The sequence below is a fragment of the Oerskovia turbata genome, from assembly GCF_000718325.1.
Lineage (GTDB): Bacteria > Actinomycetota > Actinomycetes > Actinomycetales > Cellulomonadaceae > Oerskovia > Oerskovia turbata.
In genome coordinates, this window is sequence record NZ_JOFV01000006.1 from 154,274 (window position 1) to 176,532 (window position 22,259).

At 69.3% G+C, this 22,259-nt stretch carries 18 protein-coding genes and 1 tRNA gene; 11 read left to right on the top strand and 8 right to left on the bottom strand.

Going from position 1 to position 22,259, the window contains the following annotated elements; all coding sequences use genetic code 11:
• Positions 1 to 71: 71 nt before the first annotated feature.
• From IE95_RS0108085 to IE95_RS0108100, 4 genes are all read right to left on the bottom strand, one after another.
• Positions 72 to 989, bottom strand: coding sequence for a carbohydrate ABC transporter permease (locus IE95_RS0108085; protein ID WP_030151119.1), 918 nt, complete (start codon positions 987 to 989; stop codon positions 72 to 74).
• Positions 986 to 1,891 (bottom strand): carbohydrate ABC transporter permease, encoded by a 906-nt coding sequence (locus IE95_RS0108090; protein WP_030151120.1) that lies wholly within the window; start codon positions 1,889 to 1,891, stop codon positions 986 to 988. Before IE95_RS0108090 ends, IE95_RS0108085 begins: the two co-directional genes overlap by 4 nt.
• Before the next feature lie 189 nt (positions 1,892 to 2,080).
• A complete protein-coding gene (locus IE95_RS0108095) occupies positions 2,081 to 3,367 on the bottom strand; it encodes an ABC transporter substrate-binding protein (protein ID WP_030151121.1) in 1,287 nt (428 codons plus the stop codon).
• Positions 3,368 to 3,658: 291 nt separating this feature from the next.
• Complete coding sequence (locus IE95_RS0108100; RefSeq protein WP_030151122.1) at positions 3,659 to 4,723, bottom strand: LacI family DNA-binding transcriptional regulator; 1,065 nt, start codon at positions 4,721 to 4,723, stop codon at positions 3,659 to 3,661.
• Between the two features lie 331 nt (positions 4,724 to 5,054).
• On the opposite strand from IE95_RS0108100, the gene IE95_RS19545 reads away from it, so the two are divergent.
• From IE95_RS19545 to IE95_RS20375, 3 genes are all read left to right on the top strand, one after another.
• Positions 5,055 to 6,617 (top strand): GmrSD restriction endonuclease domain-containing protein, encoded by a 1,563-nt coding sequence (locus tag IE95_RS19545; RefSeq protein ID WP_051702887.1) that lies wholly within the window; start codon positions 5,055 to 5,057, stop codon positions 6,615 to 6,617.
• Between the two features lie 89 nt (positions 6,618 to 6,706).
• Positions 6,707 to 7,417 carry an LbetaH domain-containing protein gene (locus IE95_RS0108110; RefSeq protein WP_051702888.1) on the top strand — a complete coding sequence of 237 codons (711 nt, stop codon included), beginning with the start codon at positions 6,707 to 6,709 and terminating at the stop codon, positions 7,415 to 7,417.
• A 733-nt stretch (positions 7,418 to 8,150) separates the two neighbouring features.
• Positions 8,151 to 9,425: a DUF5677 domain-containing protein gene (locus tag IE95_RS20375; RefSeq protein WP_129429519.1), complete on the top strand. Its 1,275-nt coding sequence runs from the start codon at positions 8,151 to 8,153 to the stop codon at positions 9,423 to 9,425.
• 39 nt (positions 9,426 to 9,464) lie between these two features.
• Here the strand turns inward: IE95_RS20375 and IE95_RS20085 are convergent, their stop codons facing one another.
• From IE95_RS20085 to IE95_RS20380, 3 genes are all read right to left on the bottom strand, one after another.
• A complete protein-coding gene (locus tag IE95_RS20085; RefSeq protein ID WP_164984167.1) occupies positions 9,465 to 11,345 on the bottom strand; it encodes a DUF4365 domain-containing protein in 1,881 nt (626 codons plus the stop codon).
• Positions 11,346 to 11,832: 487 nt separating this feature from the next.
• Positions 11,833 to 12,612 (bottom strand): inositol monophosphatase family protein, encoded by a 780-nt coding sequence (locus tag IE95_RS0108120; RefSeq protein ID WP_030151126.1) that lies wholly within the window; start codon positions 12,610 to 12,612, stop codon positions 11,833 to 11,835.
• A complete protein-coding gene (locus IE95_RS20380; RefSeq protein ID WP_129429520.1) occupies positions 12,596 to 13,498 on the bottom strand; it encodes a DUF5919 domain-containing protein in 903 nt (300 codons plus the stop codon). The genes IE95_RS0108120 and IE95_RS20380 overlap by 17 nt, the downstream gene beginning before the upstream one ends.
• Positions 13,499 to 13,634: 136 nt before the next feature.
• Between IE95_RS20380 and IE95_RS0108130 the strand changes: the two genes are divergently transcribed.
• From IE95_RS0108130 to IE95_RS0108150, 5 genes are all read left to right on the top strand, one after another.
• Positions 13,635 to 14,060 carry a hypothetical protein gene (locus IE95_RS0108130; RefSeq protein ID WP_030151128.1) on the top strand — a complete coding sequence of 142 codons (426 nt, stop codon included), beginning with the start codon at positions 13,635 to 13,637 and terminating at the stop codon, positions 14,058 to 14,060.
• 100 nt (positions 14,061 to 14,160) lie between these two features.
• Positions 14,161 to 15,603 (top strand): FtsK/SpoIIIE domain-containing protein, encoded by a 1,443-nt coding sequence (locus IE95_RS0108135; protein WP_164984168.1) that lies wholly within the window; start codon positions 14,161 to 14,163, stop codon positions 15,601 to 15,603.
• Positions 15,603 to 17,150 (top strand): replication initiator, encoded by a 1,548-nt coding sequence (locus IE95_RS0108140; protein WP_051702892.1) that lies wholly within the window; start codon positions 15,603 to 15,605, stop codon positions 17,148 to 17,150. Before IE95_RS0108135 ends, IE95_RS0108140 begins: the two co-directional genes overlap by 1 nt.
• Before the next feature lie 36 nt (positions 17,151 to 17,186).
• On the top strand, positions 17,187 to 17,393 hold the full coding sequence (locus tag IE95_RS0108145) for a helix-turn-helix domain-containing protein (protein ID WP_030151131.1): 207 nt from the start codon (positions 17,187 to 17,189) through the stop codon (positions 17,391 to 17,393).
• Positions 17,390 to 18,610: a tyrosine-type recombinase/integrase gene (locus tag IE95_RS0108150; RefSeq protein ID WP_030151132.1), complete on the top strand. Its 1,221-nt coding sequence runs from the start codon at positions 17,390 to 17,392 to the stop codon at positions 18,608 to 18,610. Before IE95_RS0108145 ends, IE95_RS0108150 begins: the two co-directional genes overlap by 4 nt.
• Before the next feature lie 98 nt (positions 18,611 to 18,708).
• Here the strand turns inward: IE95_RS0108150 and IE95_RS0108155 are convergent.
• Positions 18,709 to 18,781: transfer RNA gene (locus IE95_RS0108155), tRNA-Arg, on the bottom strand.
• Positions 18,782 to 19,065: 284 nt separating this feature from the next.
• On the opposite strand from IE95_RS0108155, the gene IE95_RS0108160 reads away from it, so the two are divergent.
• The 3 genes from IE95_RS0108160 (at position 19,066) to IE95_RS0108170 (ending at position 22,098) form a co-directional block, all read left to right on the top strand.
• Entirely contained in the window at positions 19,066 to 19,803 is a 738-nt protein-coding gene (locus IE95_RS0108160) for a fumarylacetoacetate hydrolase family protein (RefSeq protein WP_030151133.1), read from the top strand.
• Between the two features lie 196 nt (positions 19,804 to 19,999).
• Positions 20,000 to 20,737, top strand: a complete 738-nt coding sequence (locus IE95_RS0108165; protein WP_036571489.1) for an ABC transporter ATP-binding protein — start codon at positions 20,000 to 20,002, stop codon at positions 20,735 to 20,737.
• Entirely contained in the window at positions 20,734 to 22,098 is a 1,365-nt protein-coding gene (locus tag IE95_RS0108170; RefSeq protein ID WP_051702893.1) for an FtsX-like permease family protein, read from the top strand. The genes IE95_RS0108165 and IE95_RS0108170 overlap by 4 nt, the downstream gene beginning before the upstream one ends.
• Positions 22,099 to 22,259 lie beyond the last annotated feature (161 nt).

Here is a 22,259-nt window from a genome sequence, read left to right on the forward strand (position 1 = left end):
CGCCCGACGGCGGAGCCCCCGTCCGGACGTCGGGTCCGGCCAGGCCGGTCCGCCCCGTGGGGCGGGCAGCCTCACCCCTTGACCGACCCGGACATGAGCCCGCCCATGAAGTACTTGCCGAGCAGGATGTAGACCAGGAGGGTCGGGAGCGACGCGAACAGCGCCCCGGCCATCGACACGCCGTAGTTCTGCAGCAGCGCCCCGTTCGCGAGGTTGTTCAGGGCGAGCGTGACCGGGCCGTTCTGGCTCGAGGAGAAGAACACCGCGAAGAGGAAGTCGTTCCACGCGGACGTGAACTGCCAGATCAGCACGACCACGAAGCTCGGGATCGAGATCGGCAGGACGATCGACCAGTACGTGCGCAGCATGCCCGCCCCGTCGACGCGTGCGGCCTCGATGAGCTCGGCCGGGACGGTCTGGTAGTAGTTGCGGAAGATCAGCGTCGTGATCGGCAGGCCGTAGATCACGTGCAGCACGATCAGCGTCGGGATGCCGCTCGGAAGGCCGAGGCTCAGGACGAGCTGGTTGAGCGGGATGATCACCGCCTGGTACGGGATGAACATGCCGAAGAGGATGAGCGTGAAGACGAGGTTCGCCCCCCGGAACCGCCAGCGCGAGAGCACGAACCCGTTGAGCGACCCGAGGAACGCCGAGATGAGCGCGGCCGGGACCACCATCTGGAGCGTTCGCAGGATCGCGGGCGACAGGGCGTCCCACGCGCCCTGCCAGTTCTCCGTGGTCCACACCTGCGGCAGGTTCCATGCGCGGGTCGGCGCCGCGTCGCCCGGTCCCTTGAAGCTCGTGACGAGCAGGACGTAGACGGGCACGAGCACGACCAGCACGAACAGGATCAGGAGCGCGTACCGCAGCGTGCGGGCCACGGAGAACCGCTCCACGGGCTTCTTGCGGCGACGCGAGCCGACCGTGCCGGGCCCGGAGCCCCCCGAGCCCGGGGCCGTCGCCTCGACGGGGGTGGTGACCGTGGTCATCGGATCTTCTCCTTGCGGTTCAGGGAGATCAGGTAGGGCACGATCACGAGGGCCACGATGATGAGCAGGATCGCGCCCACCGCGGCTGCGTTCGCGTAGTCGAAGCTCGACTTGAAGACGTACATGTCGACGGCCGGGACCTTGGTCTGGTAGTTGGACGGCTTGGAGATCGACATGATGAGGTCGAACGCCTTGAGCGACATGTGGCCCACGATGATGAGCGCGGACAGCGCGATCGGTGTGAGCTGCGGGAAGAGCACGTAGCGGTACAGCTTCCACTCGCTCGCGCCGTCGATGCGGGCCGCCTCGCGCAGCTCCTCCGGGATGCCGCGGAACCCTGCGAGGAAGAGCGCCATCACGTAGCCGGAGAGCTGCCAGATCGCGGGGATCGCGATGGCCGCGATGCCGAACGTGACGTTGTTCCACCAGTTGTTCTGGAGGGCGTCGAGCCCGACCATCTGGAAGAGCCGGTTGAGGCCGCTCGCCTTCTCGTCCTGGTTCGAGTTGAGGAGCCAGCGCCACACGACGCCCGAGGCGATGAACGAGACAGCCATGGGGAACAGGTAGACGGCGCGGAAGAAACCTTCGCCCTTGACGGGCTTGTCGAGGAGCCAGGCCCAGACGAACCCGATGAGCATGGTGCCCACGAGGAAGACCACGGTGTAGATCAGGAGGTTCAGCAGGGAGTGCTGGAACTCCGGGCTCGCGAGCAGGTCGAGGTAGTTCTGGAGGCCCACACGGGACACGGGCGCCTGCCCCGTGGACTGTGCGGCCTTGTGCATGTCGGTGGTCGAGGTCGAGAAGTTGATGGCGATGAGGCCGTAGACGAACACCCCCACCAGGACGAGGGAGGGGGCGACGAGGAGCAGCGGCGGCCCCCAGCGTCGGGCGGAGTGGATCACCGGTGATCCTCCAAGGGTGCGGGCACGGTCCGGGTCGGACGCCGCGCACCTGGGTGCGGGAGCGCCCACCGACCGGTGCGGCGGGGAACGAGGTGGAGCGGCGGGGCACCGCAGGCTCGTGGCACGAACGGGCGGCGGTGCCCGTCGCGGGGCGGCGTGAGCAGCTCCGCGACGGGCACGCCCTGTGCCCTACTCTGCGGTGGCGGCGGCCAGGTCGGCCTGGTACTGCGCCAGGTCGGAGGCGCCGGAGGTGAACTTGCTCGTCGCGTCCGAGATGGCGTTGAGCACGGCGACCGAGGCAGCCGCGCCGTGGGCGAGCGACGGCACGATCGTGTCGTCCGCGAACGAGGTGATGGCGGTCTGCTGGTACTCGGAGAAGTCAGCAGGGTCCGCGTCGGTGCGGGCGGGGATGGAGCCCTTGGCCTGGTTGAACGCCGTCTGGCCCTCGAGGCTCGCGACCGTCTCGATCCAGGCCTTGGTGCCGTCGGGGTTCTTGGCGCCCACGGGGAGCGTGAACGAGTCGGCGAGGAATCCGAACATGCCGTCCGTCCCGGGGACCGGGAAGTAGGTGAAGTCGGTGCCGGCCGTCTTGTCGGCCTCCTCGAACGCCGCCACGGCCCAGTCACCCATGACGTTGAACGCGGCCTCGCCGTCCATGACGAGCTGGGTGGCCTCGGGCCAGTCCAGGCCGTCGCGGTCGGTGTTGGTGTAGCTCATGAGCTTCTGGAAGTCCTCGAGCGCGGCCGTGACCTCGGGGCTCTCCCAGTCGGTCGAGCCGTCCCACAGCCCGTTGTAGGCGTCGGCGCCGAGCGCGGCCATGAGTACCGTCTCGAGCAGGTTGACCTGGGTCCAGGTCTGCGCGACCGAGAGGGGGGTCTTGCCCGTGGCCTGGACCGCGTCGAGGGCGGTGAACCAGTCGTCGAGGGTCGCGTAGGTCGCGGCGGGGTCGAGGCCCGCCTCGATCAGGACCGCGGGGTTGGCCCAGACCATGTTCGAGCGGTGGATGTTGGAGGGCATCGAGTAGATCTGGCCGTCGACCGTGAGGAGGTCGATGAGGTCCTGCGGGAAGACGTCGGTGACCCCGAACTCGTCGTACAGGTCGGAGATGTCCTCGATCTGGGCGGCGTCGATGTAGTCCGTGAGCTCGGCGCCGGCATGGGCCTGGAAGGTGTCCGGCGGGTCGTTGGCCTGGAGCCGGGTCTGGAGCAGGTCCTTGGCGGCCGACCCTGCGCCGCCGGCGACCGCGCCGTTCACGAACGTGTAGTCGGGGTGCTGCTCGCCGAAGACCGAGACGAGCGCGTCGAGGCCGGCTTTCTCAGAGCCTGCGGCCCACCAGGTGAAGACCTCGACGTCTCCGCCCGCGGCATCGCCCGAGCCGTCCGTGGAATCGCTACCGGAGTCGCCGCTGCAAGCTGCGAGGGCCAGGAGGGCTGCGGTGCCCACCAGTGCCCCGGCGACGCGTAATCCGTTACGCATGGGGTCCTACTTTCGTCGTTGACAGCGCTGTCAGGAACACGTCGAACGTAAGACCGCACACCGAGCCCTGTCAAAGACCTGCGCCGAATCGTTACCTCGGAGAGACCTTGACGCAGTTCGAAGAGGACGACGGCGACAAAGCGACCGCCGCGGCAGGACCGGCGGGACCGGTCACCCCGGACGGACCGGTCACCCCGGGTCGCCCGGTCGCCCCGGGCGGGGCCGCCCCCGGGCGGGCCGGTCGCAGCGCACGCCGCACGCCCGCCCGACGCGTCGCACGGCCGCGTCGGGTCACCGCGCTGCCGGGACCTCCACCGCGGCCAGGCGCGGTGCGATCTCCCCGGAGCCTCGGGGGACCAGCACGGTCGGGACGACGCGCAGCCGGGGAGCACCTCCGGGCGACTCGATGCGGTCGACCGCGAGCCGCGCGGCCGCCTGGCCCATGGCGGAGATCTCGTACCCGACGACGGTCACGTCGAGGACGTCGGCGAGCTCGAAGTCGTCGAACCCGACGAGGGCGACGTCGCGGCGCGTGCCGTGACCGGTGCGCAGGGCCCGGAGCGCACCCTGGGTGATCTTGTTGTTGGCCGTGAGGATCGCGGTGGGGGGCTCGTCGAGCGCGAGGAGCTCCAGGACGGCCTCGCGGGCTGTCGTGGCGTCGTGCAGCCCGTCGCGCACGTAGCGCTCGGGGTCCTCGATCCCGGCGGCGTGCAGTGCGCCGACGAAGCCCTCGTGCCGTTCGCGGAAGGTCCACAGCCGGGACAGGTCGCCCGCGAGCGCGATCCGACGGTGCCCCTGCGCGAGCAGGTGCCGGGCGGCGGCGGCGGCGCCGGCACGGTTGTCGAGCACGACGGTGTCGGCCTCGATCCCGCTCGGTGGGCGGTCGAGGAACACGACGGGCACACCGGTCGCGAGCTCGGCGTGCAGGTAGGAGTGGTCGGCGGCCGTGGGGGCGATGAACAGGGCCGCGACGCGGCGTTCGATCAGCGCGTCGATGAGCTCGCGCTCCTGGTCCGCGTCCTCGTCGGAGCTCGTGGTGATGAGCTGGAGCCCGTGCTTGCGCAGCTCGCGCTCGATCCCGCCCGCGAGGTCCGAGTAGAAGGGGTTCGCGATGTCTCCGGTCACGAACCCGACGAGGCGGGAGCCGCCACCGCGCGCGAGGTCGGCTGCGACGGCGTTGCGGCGGAAGCCGAGCGTGTCAGCGGCTGCCCGCACCTTGAGGCGGGTCGCCTCGGCGACGCTGGGTTCGTCGTTGAGCACGCGGGACGCCGTCTTGAGGCTGACTCCCGCGGCCTCGGCCACCGCGGCGAGGGTCGGGCGACCTCCGCCGCGTGCGGTGCGGCCTCCTGCGGCCATGTGCACCCACCCCCGCACGGTTCGACTGGCGGGGATTCTTCCACACCCCCGGCTGGTTCCGCTCCGACGTGTCACGACCGGCGCGGTTCGGGCGGTCAGGGCCGTCCGGTGCTTCCTGGGGTGAGTAGACCCTGAATCTGACAGCGCTGTCAAGAGCGGTGCGCACCCGACCCGATCCCCCTCTCCATGAGATCGCACCCACACCCCGCTCCAGGGACGCGCCGGACCGATTCGTGACCACCCGACGCTCTCCGCTAGCCTTCGATCGCCCTGTCGGTCCAGGACGCCGCCGGCGGGTTGCACGCAGGCGACCAGAGCAGCAGGAGGCGTCATGGGTCGCACCGCTCCGGGGTGGTACCCCGACCCCTCCGCGGCCGGGACAGAACGCTGGTTCGACGGCGATCGTTGGTCCCAGCACACCCGCCCCACGGTCCTGCCCACCAGCACGCAACGCCTCCCGCTCGGCGTCGGGACGCTCGGCGGCGACACCACGCGCCCGACGAGCCCGTCGGGTGAAAAGTCCTCCGGCATGCCGTTCGCCGAGGTCCGACCGGCCGTCGAGGAGGCGCCCGCGTCGTACGCTCCCGCCTCGACCGTGCGGGCGCTACCTCCGATCCCGCCCCCGCCCGGCCCGGTCGCGCCGCCCCCGGCATCTGCAGGCCCGACGGCGTCGCGCACCTCGACCCGTCGTGACACCTCGGCGACTCGGCCCGCTTCCCGGCACGGGCTCCTGTCCGGGCCCGCGCTCTGGGCGGGCTGCGCCGTGCTCGTCGTGGCCCTCGCCGGGAGCGGGATGGCCCTCGCGCAGAAGGGCGGCTCGGACAGGCCGCCGGCTCCCGTGACCTCCAACGCGACGAACGCCCCGCCACCCGCCGAGGAGCCCGCGGAGGACCGGACCCCGGACCACCTCGAGGTGGCCAACTCGGCCGTCCTCGAGACGGCGACCCTCGACGTCGACGCGGTCGTGGCCGCGGCACCCTCCCAGTCGGCGCTCGCGACGGTCGCGCTGCTCGAGGTCGGCGACCGGGACGTCTCGGCCGCGTTCTCGGTCGAGGCGTTCGGGGTGCGGTTCGCCGACACCGACGGCAACGGGTGCGACACCCGCAACGACGCGCTCGCCAGGTCGTTGTCCGGGGCGTCGTTCAAGCCCGGGACGAAGGACTGCGTCGTCCTGACGGGCCTGCTCGCCGACCCGTACAGCGGCACCGAGATCGCCTTCGAGCGCGGCCCGCTGTCCTCGGAGAAGGTCCAGGTGGATCACGTGGTCGCCCTGACCGACGCGTGGCACAAGGGTGCGCGGGCGTGGGACGCGGCGCGACGCGAGGCCTTCGCGAACGACCCGCTCAACATCCTCGTCGTCGACGGCACCCTCAACCAGCAGAAGGGCGACGGAGACGCCTCTGCCTGGCTCCCCCCGAACGAGGCGTTCCGTTGCGCCTACGTCGCCCGCCAGGTGGGCGTCAAGTACACCTACGGCCTGCGCGTGACCAGCAGCGAGAAGGCAGCACTCGTCGCCGTCCTCTCGACGTGCCCGGCCGAACCGCTGCCGACCGGCAGCACGCTCCCTCCGCCCCGCGACCCCGTCGTCCCGCCGGTCGAGAAGCCCCGGCCGCGCCCCACGCCGACCCCGACGCCCGAGGAGCCGCCGGTCGCCGAGCCGCCGCCCGCCCCGGCGCCGCCGACGCCCACCCCGACCCCGACGCCCACCCCCAGCAAGACCCCGATCCCCGAGAACTGCAAGGTCAAGGGCCTCTACGAGCGCGAGATCGACGGCGCGACGAACGTCTACTACGTGCGGGGCGAGGAGTGGAACTTCCGGGAGGTCAAGGCCGACGTGTGCTTCGAGAGCCGCAAGGACGCGGAGGCGGCAGGCTTCAAGCGGGCGTGGTGGTAGAGCGCCCGACGCACGCTCCGCCGTCGGGCCGAACCGGTGCGCCCACAATTGCCTTGCCCGCGACGCAAGGGCTCCGGTGCACTGACCCGATGGACACCACCGCACGAGACCTCTTCCCCGACTTCACCGTGGTCGAACGCCTCGACACCTCACGCGAGGTCCTGGACCACGCGGGCATCGTCCTGGCCCAGGGGCGGCACTCCTGGTACAGCGGCCACTACCACCGGGAGAGCTTCGCGGGTCGTGCCCGCTACCTGTTCGCCGACTCCCCCACCTACCGAGGCGTCCCGACGGACAAGCTCGTGATCGGCAACTTCTGCCAGTTCGCGTCCGGGACCACGTTCCTGCTGGGCGGCAACCAGGGCCATGACATGGATGCCGTCACGCCGTACGGGTTCAACTTCGTCGACGGCGCGACCGACGCGTGGAAGCCCGTCGGGGACACCGTCGTCGGGCACGAGGTCTGGTGCGGGTACGAGTCGACGATCCTGGGCGGTGTGCACATCGGTGTCGGCGCGATCATCGGGGCGCGCGCCGTCGTCGCGAAGGACGTGGCGCCCTTCTCGGTGGTCGTGGGCGACGGGCGCGTGGTGCGCCACCGGTTCGATCCGCTGCGGCGCAAGCTGCTGTGGCGCGCCCGGTGGTGGACCTGGGACGACGGGCACGTCCGCGAGGCGCTGCCGCTCCTGCAGGGCGGGGACGTCGAGGCGCTCGCCAGGTCGGTGGGCATCACGCCCGACGACGTCGCGCACGACCCGGACCCGGCCCACCTCACGGGAGCGCGGGCCGCGCTGCCCTGACCGGTGAGGCGGTCGGCCGCCGGGAAAGCACGAAGGCCAGGAACCTTGCGGTTCCTGGCCTTCGTGTTCTGTGCGCCCGGAGGGATTCGAACCCCCAACCTTCTGATCCGTAGGAACACGGTGGCGGGCTCTCCCGCAGGATTCCGCGGTTCCCTTCGCGGGGTTCGCCCGGGAAACTGGCCCTCGGGCGAGGAGTTCGCGTCGTTTGGCGGGGAGGACGGCGGGGAGCCGAGCGGCGGCTTGCAGTTGGCACACTCGGAGGCGCCGTACCGATAGCGGAGCCCAAGAGGCTGTCGGAGTCCTGGGTCAAGGGTGGCCGCAGGCCATCGCGGAGCGACGCCGCAGGCGCCCTGGACGCAGGGCGGAGACGGCCGGATGCTCGGCTGTCGGTGCGGAGCCGGATGGCACGACCACGGCGTCGGCAACCAGCAACGACGCGAGGGCGGTCCCGGAAGGACACGGGACCGCCCTTCGTCGTGGCGGCTGGACGGGTGGGCCAGCGCCGCGGGGTGCGCGCAGCGAGCTTGCGAGCGGAGCGCGGGGTCCTGCGGCGCAGGCCCACCCGGGAGGTCGCCCGCGCGGCGAAGCCGCGCGCTTGAGTCAGTAGAGAAAGTCCTCACCCGGAGCAAGATCGAGGAGCAGCACCAGAAAGCGTATCCCGACAAGAGGATCACTAATCAAGCAAGTCACGCTAGAATCTGGACCGATGCACCCGTGAGACAGGATTTGGATGATGACGAAGCGCACCACAAATCGGCGCGGCGGACCCAGGGACCGAGCCGACCGCGGCAGCGCCTTCGGCGTGCCCGGCCATGACTGGCAGAAACCCGACACGACTGGACATGAGTTCTCCGACCCGTTCGAGGACGAATCCGTTACGGCGCCACCACTCCTAGCGGACTGCCTCCCGGCGGACGTTGCGCAGACGATCGAACAATCGACGCACCTTCTGATCTTTAATGGTTCCCCACTCTATCAAGCGCTTGATGGAAGCCATCCCGCGATTAAGATGGTGTTGACCGCTGCTACGAACGATGTGCTGGCACTTCTCCGTCACGTGAATCATCTTGATGGTCGCAGTGCTGCACACTCGGCCCGGACGTTGTTCGAGCATGCTGTCACGATCTACGACCTCTATGAGCCGGGTGGTCCGAATCCGCCCGAAAGATACGAGGCCCACCAGCACGTCACGCGTCAGTTCGTTGCCCAGCGACGATGGTGGTTGACACTCCTTTCTGCTAAACAACGACGGCGTGAAGAAGCACGCCTAGACCGGATGCAACGAGAAGCCGACGGCGCGTTGACCGGCACGCAGTACGCGGCTGGAACTTTCCGACGGCAATGGCATGAAGGCAACCTGTATGACCGCGCCGCTGGACACGGATTGACCCCGGGGTACGACGGCTACCGGATTCTTAGTTCTGTCGTCCACGGGAGCGCGGGCGGGCTTAGCGGTGTTGTGAAAAAGATCGACGGCACCGACGTACACCGGGTCGGTATGGACCTTGACCTCGCGGCCATCGCATTCGCTGAGGGACTGTGGTCATGGCGCGAGTTCGCCCGAAAGTTGCAGAAGGAGACCGCGCGCGACGAGGCAGCCAACATGGTACGGGTGGCAGACGAACTCTTGGGGTGCCTCCCTCGCGTTCGTGCGACCCTCGTCGATATCGACAAGAGACTTTGGCCGAAGGATGCGCCCGCACGACCCATCGCCATGCTCGCAATCTACGGTCAAGGTCGCAAGCTTCGGTGGTTCCTGGCGGATCATCGCACCGGAAGCGCCATTCGAACCGCCGCTCCGGAAGCTGACGTGCCACAGTTGGAATTTCTGCTGCGGCAGGCGCGCGATTTCGACCACGACGCCTTTGGAGGGCGCCCAATGACGGCCGTATTCCCTGGACTCACCGTTGTTCCGAAGCCTGACGCGAAACCAGTTCCGTTGACACAAATTGCGGCGCCTGCAGGCCATCCAGGAATTCTCCGGCGGCCCAGAGTCTTCCGCTCGTAACTCGGGTGAGTGCTCGGCGCATCGGCAGGATGCACGACGCTATCGCTCGAAGAGTTCGTACTCGGCCACGCCGTACGAGGTCGCTCGCATAATTATGGGCTTCCCCTCGAACGCCGGCAGGTCTTCGAAGATTGTCTGCAATTGAGCGCCAGCCTCCGCGTCAATCTGCCACGCGCGGTCCAACACCTCGTCACCAGCGAATTGTCTGGCACAAAGAAGAACGTCGCGCGCCACGTCCTCACTGATGCCGGCCGCCTGAACTGTGCCTATAAGTTCGACCCAAGCCCTAGCGTTGCCGGGGTCGGAGAAAGTTGCCCCGAGCAGGTACCGGACGCCGGGCTCCACATCTCCTTCCTCTAGGAGCTGGACCCCGACGCGCCAAAGTGCAGCCGGACACAGCAAGTCCTGCACAAGCGCCTGCCGTGCGCCTTCGATTGAAAGGCTGTCCGTGTCGCAGATACGCTCCGCACGGAAACAATCTCTGGTTTGCTCTGTGATACCGGATTCCTCGACGAGCAGCTCCAAGCACCACGACTTCAGGCGAAATTCCGCCTCATTTACCGAGTCACCTACAGCCCCCAGGCACTCAAGCGACTCCGCATAACGGCCAACGTGCATTAGCGCATCTCCGAGCAGCACCCTTGCCGACTCGTCGCCTAGCTCAATGGCCCGCCTATAGTGGTTCGCCGCAGCGTCGAATTCGGCCGCAAGAAAAAACAACCCCGCGATTTCACGGTTCCAATAGTCGCGGTCGCGGTAGGACAGGTCAAGGTCGGCAGCCTGGTTCATCAGCTGTATGGCTACGCACAATTGTCGCTGCGCCGCCCGTCCAGCAAGGTTGTACGCAAGTGGAGCTGCGGACTCGAAATCTCCGGCCTTTACGTTCGAGTCCACCCAGCTCCGCAGCATCACCGCGATTGAGTCCCCCTCGTCAACCGGTGTCGAGACGAGTGAAGCCACGAGGGACGCGTGGTCGGCTCCGGCAACGCGCGCCCTGTCCAGTAGTCGAGTCATTGCTTTTCGTTCCCCGCTGCGCGACAGCACCGCAATGGCTGTCGCGAGTCCATCTGAGTACGCAACGGAAGGCTCGTCCAGGATTGAAAGGAGAATCTTGGCGGCCTCCTTGGTGCAGCCAATGCTATCGAGTTGCGCCGCTGTCGCAAAGAGTGCATCGTTCACCAGGGTTCGAAGGCGGTCATACTCGTCGCCGCTTGATCGCGGCCTTTCCGTTTTCCCGTACTGGATGATCCTGGGAGAGGTTCCGGGCACATCTACACGGAGTTCGTTCCGCTCGATGCGGATTCGGAGCACCATCTCCGTCGGCCCCGAAATCGCGGTTGAGACGATCGAAGGATACCGCCGCATCGCGCGACGTATCTCGTTAACCGCACTCCCGGCAGATACCCCAATCGTGCTCCCCGAGCCTGTGCAGGTTACTCGAACAGGGAGCCGAATTGCTCCTCGGCGTATCGTTCTCGCCGCCTGCACTTCCCGTTCTATCTTGGCTGGCGTGTCTTCTTGCCATATGTCCGCGTCGGAGAACGCAAGACGCAGGGTTTCTTGTGCCGGTTGCTGTGGTGGTTGAATGAGGTGCGCCCATCTGAACCAGGCGCGTCCGAGTTCGCTACTCCATCGAAAGACTAGCACTGGGATGTCTTGCTCAAGCCAGTAGTTTAGGGAGGCGACTTTCACCGACACGGCGGATGTTGGCCCCTCGGTGGCCTTGAGCTGCACCCCGAACCGAAGGCCCGTTGCCTCGTCTCCACGGAATATCTCTACCGTTAGGTCGAGGCCATAGTCCGGCTCGATCGGTCCCGACACGGCCCAGCTCGCGGGCGCTCTTGCCGCGAACTGGACTCTAGAGGCCTCTTCCAGACGGTGCTGGCTAGGGCGCTTCGGCATCGTTCGTTCGATCCCCACCCCCGTAGTCTGCCTCACTACGATCCCGAGGGGCAATGTCGAGCGCCGTGTCCGGGTCATCTCTGGTCTGTTGTGCCTTGGCGCGAACGACGAGAAGCTGTCCTAGCTATGGCATGTTTCGATGCTGTCGACGAATTCGCTCTTTGTCCGTCGACGGGACGCCGCCAAGCTCCCTGCGTTCGCGTTGGGTCAGATGCCGTGCATCGTGAGCCCGTTCTCGACGAACCCCGCGAGTGTCGCGTCCGATACGCCCTGACACAGCCTCCGCAGCCGGGCCGGACATACTGAGCCCGGTCAGACCACTGCACCCCGGTCATCACCGCGCTGAAACGCCATTCGAGCAGCTCGGCTCCACCCCGCGTTGCTCGCGCGAGTCCTACGTCCGTCCCAGGGAGCGTCAGCAGACGCTCCTGGTCCGAGACGGCCGTGGTGCGCAAGATCATCGACATCTAGCGGCGCCCTGGGGCACCACGGAGCGCAGGCAAGGTCACTCCCGAGATGAACCGAGCACGGTTAGAGTGGCGCCGTGTACGCCCGGTATCGTCGCGAGCAAGTCGCGCCCACCTAGGGTGTATGCGCTTCCGTCGATGTGCGTAATCACCGCGCCCGTCGCGCGTGCGAGGGCGATTCCCGCGGCGACGTCCCATGTGCGGTTGGCGTCGATGACGACCGCGTCGAGGCGACCAGCCGCCAGCCACGCTAGGTCTGTCGCGGCGGAGCCGAGCATGCGGACCCGTCCGACGGATGCCGCGACGCTGCCGAGCATTGCGAGCCTTCGAGCGTTCTTTTCGTCGCTGCCCGCTCCCGTGGCGAAGTCGCCGAAGGAGACGATGGCGTCGTCGAGGTTCGCAGTCTCGGCGACACGGATGGGGCGTTCGTTGAGCAACGCCACACCGTCCCGGGTGACGTACCGCTCACTGTGCGCTGGTAGCGCGATGGTGCCGAAGACAGGGTCACCGGCCTCGATCAGCGCGAGCGACACACCGTAGTTCGGCAAGCCGCGCGAGAAGTTGGTGGTCCCGTCAATCGGGTCGAGGCACCAGTACTGCCCGCGATCCCCGGTATGTCCGCGCTCCTCGCCGAGGAAGCCGATGTCGGGAGTCTCACGGGCGAGCAGCTCCCGGACGGCATCCTCAATGGCAAAGTCGGTGGCGGTGGCGAAGTCGCGGTCCGTCTTGTAGACGCGCTCCCCCGTCTCACCCGCACCAAGGAGCGAGAGGGCGAGGTCGATCGCCGCGTCAGCCGCCCGCTCAGTTGCTGACAACATCAGCACGCTCCCAGGTCTCGTCGAAGATCGCCTCAAAGATCGGGAAGAGGCCGTGCGGGTGCGCGTCGTCGGCCTCGATCAGGAACGTGGGTGCGTCAAGGCCGCGTAGGCGCGGCAGGTACGGCTGCACGAGGGCGCGGGCTCCGTCGAACCGAGCGATGTTGAACCGCACGGGCTCGTCGTAGGTGCGGACCTGTACGCGCCCCCTGGCCTCCGACGAGAGTCGCTTGCGAAGACGAGCGACGGCCAGCATGTTCGCGCGCGTGAGCTCGGCCAGGTGTCCAGGTGGCTGCTCTTCCTCCACCTCCCGTGCCGCCGTTGCCGCGCCGTTCGGGTCGAGGAACAGGCACCGCAGGGTCAGACCGTTCTCCACAAGCTCCGCGAGCGTCACATCAGACACCCCCTGGCAGAGCGCGTTGAGGCTCAGTCCCATCGCGTCGACACGCTCCGACGTCGCGAGCGTCCGCAGAACCGGCATCGCCGCCTGCGCCTCCGACCTGGTCGGAAAGACGCCTCGTACGTCGCGAGTGGAGAACGTCGCGTCGTCGGTTGGCGGGGCTAGGCGCTCGTACACGAGCTTCTCGAGTCGTTGGAGAGCGCCGCGCAGTTCCGCGACATCGCCGGCCCCCTCCCCTTCCGGCTCTGGTGCGAGTCCAAGCCGGGTGTCGAGAGACAGCCCGTAGAGAGACGCAGCGGCGAGAACAACGTCCGCCGGGGGCCGTGCGCGTCCCTTGATCCAGTTGCTGACTGCCGACTCCGAGTACGTGCCCGACTCAGGGCCGACGTCGGCCGAACGCAACGCCAGGGCGAGCGCTGCCCCGCCTCCGGCCGCTCGCCGGGCATTGTCGAGCACCTCGCGCACCACTGTGTCCCATGTCGTACTCACGCTGTCGATTCTCGCACGAGTCGCCTGAGATGCGAGACCGATCGACCCAATCGCTTGACAGGCAACTCGTGCGAGTGTGTAGTTGGTCGCAGGAGCAGCGACTTACGCGCTCCACATGCGAATGGAGTTGGTTGAAGTGGCTATCGCCAAGCGTTTCCCCGTCGCCCACGGGCTCGTCTTCCCGAACGGCGCGTTCCTGCACGGACTCGTCGAGCCCGTCGCGGACTTCCAGGCCGAGAAGCGCCAGGACGGCTCGCGCCCCCAGCAGCGAGACAAGGAGAGCGGCCTGCCGATGTGGCAGTGCACCGTCATCGACGCCGACGCCGACGCAGGCCGACGCGAGATCGGCGTCTCGGTGAAGTTCGCCGCCGAGGTTCAGCCGGTGCCGCCGAAGAACACCTCGCCCCTGCCGTGGACGCCGGTGGAGTTCGTGGGCCTCACGGCCCTCCCGTACGTCGACGACGCTGGCAGCCGTCCTCGGATCGCGTGGTCCTTCCGCGCACAGGGCTTCGTCACCCCGGGACAGGCCGGCAAGCCGTCCGACTCGAAGGACGCGGCCTGATGTCTGCACCGATCGCGAACGCGATCGACTCGCCTGAGTCGGCGGTGGCGTGATGGACGCGCTCAGCACGACGTGGGCGGTCACCCGCCAGATTGCGGGCGTGGTCTGGCACCTGTTCGCCTGGACTCTGCGGCCCTGGCGGCTGCTGCTGGCCTGCGTCGTGCTGGGCAACGTCCTCCTGCTGGGGTCGCACACCGCCGCCGGCTACGCGGTGCTGTGGAGCCTCCCGGCCTTCTCGCTCGTCCGGGCCGTGTGGTTCGCGGTCCACCCGCTCACATATGACGCAGTTCTCGGCGGACCGATCCGCCGCCGTGGGTGGCGACGCAAGGCTCGGCGCAACTGGGTCCTGGTTGCCGAGCGCTGCGGTTTGGCGTCGACACCTCGTGGCAACGAGCCCCGCGTGATTCCCCGGTTGCGGCGCGTCCGTGCGTCCGAGAACACGTTGTCCCTCCAGATCCGTGCTCGCATCGGGCAGACGGCCGACGACATCACCGAGGCGGCGGAGGCGATCGCCACCGCTTTCAGCGCTCAGTCCGTCGAGACCCGCCGGCTCGGTGCGGGTTGGGTCGAGCTCGTCCTCACGATGCGCGAACTGCTCGACGTCCCCACGCTCCCGACCATCCCGGTACGGGTCGAGACGTGCGCCGTCACGCTCGGGCGGTGCTCGGACGGGCAGCCGTGGCGTCTCGACCTCAGCGGACGGCACACGCTTGTCGTCGGCCGCACCGGCTCGGGGAAGGGCTCGCTCTTCTGGGGCGTCGCGGGCAACCTCGCGCCGGCTGCGCACGCGGGCATGGTCAACCTCTGGGGTATCGACCTCAAGGGCGGCGTCGAGGTCGCCGTCGGTGCGCCGATGTTCTCCCACGTCGCGATGAACGAGGACAACGCAGTCCGCCTCCTCCGGGCTCTGCACCGCGTGATCGTCGAGCGGCAGCGGATCATGCGTGGGCTGACCCGGCAGTTCGCGCCGAACCCGGGGGACCCGGTGCACGTCCTGATGATCGACGAGCTCGCCGTGCTCACTGCCTACGCCTCGAAGGAGGTCGTCCACGAGGCCGCGAGCCACCTCAAGCTCATCTTGACCCAGGGGCGCGCGTTCGGCGTGATCGTCGTCGCGTTCGTGCAGGACCCCCGCAAGGAGACCGTCGGCATGCGCGACCTGTTCACGCAGACCGTCGCCCTCCGCCTGGCCTCCGCTGCTGAGACGCGGATGGTGCTCGGGGACGGCATGGCCTCGGACGCTCCCGCGCACCACATCCCCCGCACCATGCCGGGGACCGGGTACGCCCTCTCCGACGATGGGTTCGTCCAGCGGGTCCGTGCGGACTTCTGGGCTGACGACTTCATCCGCATGGTCGCCGCCACCTACCCAGCACCGCCCGCTCCGCCGCTGCCCGAGGATGCACCCCACGTCGCCCCGGTGCTCTCGGATGTCTCGCAGCCACAGGAGTCGGCAAGGGCCGAAGGCGCCTCTCGGCGTCCTCGCGCACCCCGCAAGCCCCGTACGCCCAGGACCACGACCGAAGGCTCCGAGGTCGCCTGATGACGACGGCTGAGGCGGTGGACACGGGCTTCTGGGGCCACTCCCCCGACGCACCGCTCGACCTCGGAGACCTGGGGCCGTTCGAGGTCCAGTCCATCGCCTCACGCCTGATCGACCGCACTATGCCCGCTCTCGCAGACACCCTTGCACGGGTCGGCAACTGCTCCCACCCGGTGCGCCTCGTCGGACGCTCCGATGTCGTCAACACGCGGACGGGGGAGCTCGTCGAGACGTTCCGCTCCTCCGACCAGCCGCTCGGGATGCTGTACAAGCCCTGTGGGAACCGGCGCGAAGACGTCTGCCCTGCCTGCTCGCGCGTCTACGCCCGTGACACCTTCGAGCTCATCTCCACCGGCCTGCACGGCGGCAAGGGCGTCCCCTCGACCGTCGCGGCAAACCCCCTCCTGTTCGTCACCCTCACAGCGCCATCGTTCGGCACCGTCCACGGTGTGCGGGAGAAGGACCAGAAGCCGCAACCCTGCCACCCTCGATCCCGTGCGGCGGTCTGCGGGCACGGTCGATCCAGAGCATGCTGGACCCGGCACGAGAAGGATGACGCCGTCGTCGGTGCTCCACTGTGCCCGGACTGCTACGACGTGGACTCCGCGGCCGTCTGGCAGTGGTTCGCTCCCGAGCTGTGGCGTCGCTTCACCATCGCCCTGCGCCGACACCTCGCTGCAGCCCTGGGCGTCGCGGCGTCTGGCCTGAAGAACCATCTCCGCCTCGAGTACGCCAAGGTGGCAGAGTTCCAGGCTCGCGGCCTCGTCCACTTCCACGCCCTCGTACGCATCGACGGCCCGGATGGACCCGGCTCTCCTTCCCCCGTCCCCGCCGCCTCACTGGCCGACGTCGTTCGCGCAGCCGCGGAGTCCGTTCGGTACACGGCTCCCGCTGTCGACACCGACGACGTCGACCGGGTACTCCGTTTCGGTCAGCAGGTCGACGTGCGAAAGGTCCGTGGAGGCACGCTCGCTGGTCAGGACGTCACCGCCGAGGGAGTCGCCGCCTACCTGGCGAAGTACTCGACCAAGTCAGCAGGCGTCGACCCCGCCCGGCCACGCCACCACCTCGCAACGATGGCCGAGGCCTGCCGCCTACTCGCCGCCCGTGCGCTCACCGGCTGTCCGTTCCAGTGCTCTGAACGCGCCGCAGACCGGCACCCGAGCCTGTGCGGTGACTGCTCCGCCCACCCGTACGCGCTGCTCGGTCACTGGTCCTCGATGTTCGGGTTCCGAGGACACTTCTCCACCAAGTCTCGGCGCTACTCCGTGACCCTCGGTGCGTTGCGGCGTGCTCGGCACCGGTTCCAGCGACTCATGGCCGACGCACGCCGCGACGGTCGAACCCTCGACACCCGCGAGCTCGAAGCCCGGCTCATGGCCGAGGACGCCGACGAAGCGACACTCGTCGTCGGATCGTGGACCTTCGAGGGGGCAGGCTGGCCCCGGGCTGGCGACAAGGCCCTTGCCGACGCTGCCGCCTCACGCGCCCGGGAGTACGCGCAGTGGCGGAAGGAGCAGCGCACCACCCACCGCCCGGCGCGATAGCCGACCCAGACGATCGAGGCACGAAAGGAACAGCTCATGAGCACGCTCACCGGCGAGTCACTGGTTCTGACGCAGGCCGAGGTGGCAGCCCTTCTCCGGATTCCGGAGGCGACGTTGCAGGACCTCGCGAGGCGGGGACACAGCTCGATCCCGCGCGCATGGAAGGTCGGGAGGGCATGGCGGTGGCTCGCGTCGGACGTGGACGCGTTCATCGCCTCCCGTGGCGAGCGGCAGGCACCGTGAGCGTCAAGAAGCGCGTCTACTCGTACACGGGCGACAACGGTGAGTCCCGGACACGTACCGTCTGGCGCGCTCGCGTCTGGACCTACCCGCCGCACGGCCCCCGCCGCGAGGTCGAGGAAGAGTTCTCGACACGCGCCCAGGCCGACGCATGGGAGCGCAAGCAGCGCGACTCGGCCAGGGGACGCAACCTCGACCTCGAACGCACCCGGTTGTCCGACTCCGGGCTCTGGGAGCGCGCCGAACCGGTCCTTCGACGCCGGCTCGCACCGCGGACGTTCAGCTACTACCGCGACGGATGGAACGCACGCGTGATCAAGACCTTCGGTGCCACGAAGGTCGGAGACATCTCGGTCGGCGAGGTCGAGCGCGCTCAGGCGGAGTGGGCACGGACCGGCAGCGTCCACACGGCGCGACAGGCACGCTTCGCCTTGTCGGCCGTGCTGGGCGTCGCCGTCCGGGACGGGCTGCTCTCCGCGAACCCCGCGAGGTCAGCGACGTCGTCGAACGCCGAGAAGCGCCACCGCCAGGAGCGCAAGGTCGGCATGACCCTCACCCCCGCGCAGCTCGCCGCCCTCGTCGAAGCGATCCGTGCGCTGCCGAACGGCGAGCCCTACGCGGTGATGGTCGACCTCATGGGATCCGCCGGCCTCCGCTACGGCGAGACGGCCGCACTCCAGGTGGGTGATGTCGACCTCGTGCGCGGGATCCTGAGCGTCACGCGTTCCGTCTCCGAGATGACGAAGGACGATGCCGACCTCGCAGCCGGCTACTCGCGTGAAGGCAACCTCGTCTGGGGACCGCCCAAGGGAGGCAAGAGCCGCCTGGTCCCGATCCCGAGGCACCTGGTCGGCCCGTTGAGCGAGCTGCTCGCCAAGCAGCCCCGGTCGGCTCAGGTGTTCCGATCGGAGCGCACCGGCTACGTGATCCGAGGAAACGTCCTCAAGTCCAAGGTCAAGGCGACCAAGGGCAACGGCGAGACGGCCCAGGGATGGACCGTGTTCGTCGCGTGGCTCGGGTTCGCGGGCCTCCGGGTGCACGACCTGCGAGCCACGGCCGCCACGAACATGCTTGCGGCTGGCGTCCCGCCGCACGTCGTGCGTGACATCCTGGGACACGAGGACATCAAGGTGACGAACGGCTACGCGCGGTCCCACGACGACGCGTTCACCCGGGCCGTGGAGTCGCTGGCGGCCTACTCGCAGCGGGGCGGTGTGTGACCGTGACGGGGAACGCGACGGGGAGCAGCCGCAACCAGCCCGAGAACGACGAAGGCGCGGCCCCTAGTTTCCTAGGAACCGCGCCGATTCGCGTACTGTGCGCCCGGAGGGATTCGAACCCCCAACCTTCTGATCCGTAGTCAGATGCTCTATCCGTTGAGCTACGGGCGCCCGGCTGTTCGTGATTTCTCTTGAGCAGCCGTCGAGAAGACTACAACGAGATTCGCCGGATACTCAAACCGATACGGCCTGACCGGCGGGTTCGTGACGCAGGACACCCTGGACCTCCAGCGGCGAGGTGTCCCGACGGCTCGGGGGACCTCTCTCGGCCCGAACGGCTCGACAGGTACATCGGACGTCATACGTCCGGTACTCTCGCCTCAGCCGGCACGACCGCGCCGACGCTCGCGGGCGAGTGCCCGCGGACTGCTCGCCCGCAGACGGAGGAACCCACCGTGAGACTCGCTCGGATCGACACCCCCACGGGCCCCCGGCCCGTCGTCCAGGACGGCGACGTGTGGGCCGTGGTCGTGGACCACCACGCCCCGGTCCTCGAGCGCACGGGCGAGACCCACCCTGTCGACGGCACGCGCCTCCTCGCTCCGTGCGAGCCGCGGGTCGTGCTCGGCATGGCGCACAACAGCGGTCCGGCGGACCGTCTCGTCCCGCCGCAGGCGTTCACCAAGTCGGCGCGCACCGTGATCGGCCCGGGCGAGCCCGTGCGCCTCGACCCGGCCGCGGGCAAGGTCGTGGTCGAGGGCGAGCTCGCGATCGTCATCGGCCGCACGGCCCGCCACCTGACGCCCGAGCAGGTCCCCGGCGTGATCCTCGGCTGGACCGTGGGCAACGACGTCACGGCGTACGAGCAGAGCGCGCTCGACGACAAGTTCACGCAGTCCAAGAACGGCGACGGCTTCACGCCGCTCGGCCCGTGGATCGAGACGGACCTCGCGACCCCGGGCGACCTCGCGATCGAGGTCCAGGTCGACGGCGCCACGCAGGCTGAGGCGTCGACGTCGGGTCTGGCGTGGGACGTCGTCGAGCAGCTCGTCTACCTGACGTCGCACCTGACCCTCGGTCCGGGCGACGTGGTGCTCACGGGGTCGCCGAGCACGTCGGCGCACGTCGTGCCCGGCCAGACCTCCTCCATCACGATCGAGGGCATCGGGACGCTCACCAACCCGATCACCTGACCCCGTCACCGCCACACCTGTCAGTGCGAGCGTGACCCCGAGGGCTCGCTCGTTCTGACAGGTGTGCGGGCCGACGGGCCGCCCGGGCGTACGCCGCGAGGACGGCGACCGGTCCCCCCAGGGCATGACGCGCCGTCGGGCAGGTCCACACCGCGGCGGGACGCGGCGCACCCCGTCCTCGCCGAAGGATGAGGGCATGACGAACTTCGACCCTGCCCCCTCGACCGGCTCGCCCCTCGTCGCCTCCGGGCTGACGAAGGTCTACGGCACCGACCACACCGCCACGCACGCCCTCGCAGGCGTCTCCCTCACGGTCTCCCCCGGCGAGTCCGTCGCCATCATGGGCCCCTCGGGCTCGGGCAAGACGACGCTCCTGCACTGCCTCGCGGGCATCGTCAAGCCCACGTCGGGCACGGTGTCCTGGCGCGGCGAGGACCTGACGACCCTGAGCGAGGGCCGTCGCACGGCCCTGCGCCGCCAGGACTTCGGCTTCGTGTTCCAGTCGGGCCAGCTCCTGCCCGAGCTCCCCGCGGTCGAGAACGCCGCCCTGCCCCTCATGCTCGCGGGCACCTCGCGCGCCGAGGCCACGCAGGTCGCGGCGGCGTGGCTCGCGCACCTGGGCCTGGCGGGCATGGAGCAGCGTCGCCCGGGCGAGCTCTCGGGCGGCCAGGCTCAGCGCGTCGCGATCGCGCGGGCCCTCGTCGGGTCCCCCGGCGTCGTGTTCGCCGACGAGCCCACGGGCGCGCTCGACCAGGGCACGGGTGCCGAGGTCCTGTCGGTCCTCACGGCAGCGGTCCAGGCGTCGGGCGCGGCGCTCGTGATCGTCACGCACGACGCGGGCGTGGCCCGCCACTGCTCGCGCACGGTCACGATGCGCGACGGCCGCATCTCGGGCGAGTTCCACGCGGCCCCCACGCAGGGAGCGGCCCGATGAAGGCCACCCTCGACCTGTGGTGGCTCCTGCGCCGCCGCAGCTCCGACAGCCGCGACCCGCAGGGGCTGACCAACGTCCTGGCGATCATCGCGTTCGCCGCGACGACCGCGATCCTGCTCGTCGTCGTCGGCGGCGTGGGTGCCTTCCTGGGGCGTGCAGGAGGGATCGACGGCATGAGGGACGGGACGGGGGCCGACGTCACCTCGTACGACGTCCAGTACCCGGTCTTCGCGGCCATCGCCGCACTCCTCCTGCTCATCCCGCTCGTCACGCTGGGCGGGGCCGCAGCCCGTCTTGCCGTGGCCCGTCGTGACGCCCGGCTGGCGTCGTTGCGCCTGGCCGGGGCGACGACCGGGCAGGTCGCGACGCTCACGGTCCTCGACGCGGCCGCTCAGGCGCTCGTGGGCGCCCTGGTGGGGCTCGTGGGCTACGCGGTACTGCTGCCGCTGGTCGCACAGCTGCGCTTCCAGGGCCGCACGTTCGAGATCTCCGAGCTGTGGGTCGGCGTGCCCGCGCTGCTGCTCGCGGTCGTGGGTGTCGTGCTCGTCGCGCTGGTCTCGGCGGCCGTCTCGTTGCGCCGGGTCGCGATCACGCCCTTGGGGGTCGCGGCCCGCGTGACTCCTCCGGGCATGAGGGCCGTGCGCCTGGTCAGCATGGGCCTGGCCTTCGTCGCGATGATCGTCGCGACGAACGTGTCGTTCGGCAGCGACGCCGTGGCGGTCACGATCCTCGTGCTGGTCCTCGTGGCCGGGTTCGCGACGCTCAACGTCGTCGGCCCGTTCGTCATCTGGGTCGTGGGGCGGATCACCGCTCGCAGCGCGAAGGGGGTGCCGACGCTCCTCGCGGGCCGCCGCATCGTCGACTCGCCCAAGACGGCGTGGCGCTCGGTCGGCGGGGTCGCGCTCGCGACGTTCATCGCGGGCATGACGAGCGTCTTCGCGCTCTTCGACCCGGGCATGGGCGCCGACGCGAGCGAGGCCCAGTTCATGGGCGACCTCACGACGGGCGGCTTCCTCACGCTCGCGATCGCGGGCGTGCTGGCCGCGGTGTCGACGGGGGTCATGCAGGCCGGGCGCGTGATCGACCAGCGCGGCGAGTACCGCGCGCTGACCCTCGCGGGCACCGACCTCAAGACCCTCGACAAGGCGCGCCTGCGCGAGACCGTGATCCCTCTCGCGGCGGGCGTCGGCCTCGCGACGACGGGCGCCCTGATGTTCATGGCACCGATCATCGGTCTCAACGCGTTCGCGAACGTCGACGTGGTGCTGCAGTTTCTGGCGTGCGTCGTGGGAGCCTCCGCGCTCGTGCTGGCCGGGGCGGCCGCGTCGCGGTTCGTGGTGCGGTCGGCCATGGCGGCCTGACGTCACGCGGTTGCCGATCCCGGGCTCGTGCCGCGCAGACCGGCGCCCGACGGCGGAGCTCACGTCCCGCCGTCGGGCCGCGGTGTGCGGGGTGTGGGGCGCAGAGCAGCGTCCGGGTGCGGCGTTCCGGGCAACAGAAAAGGCCCCGGGCCTGACGCAGC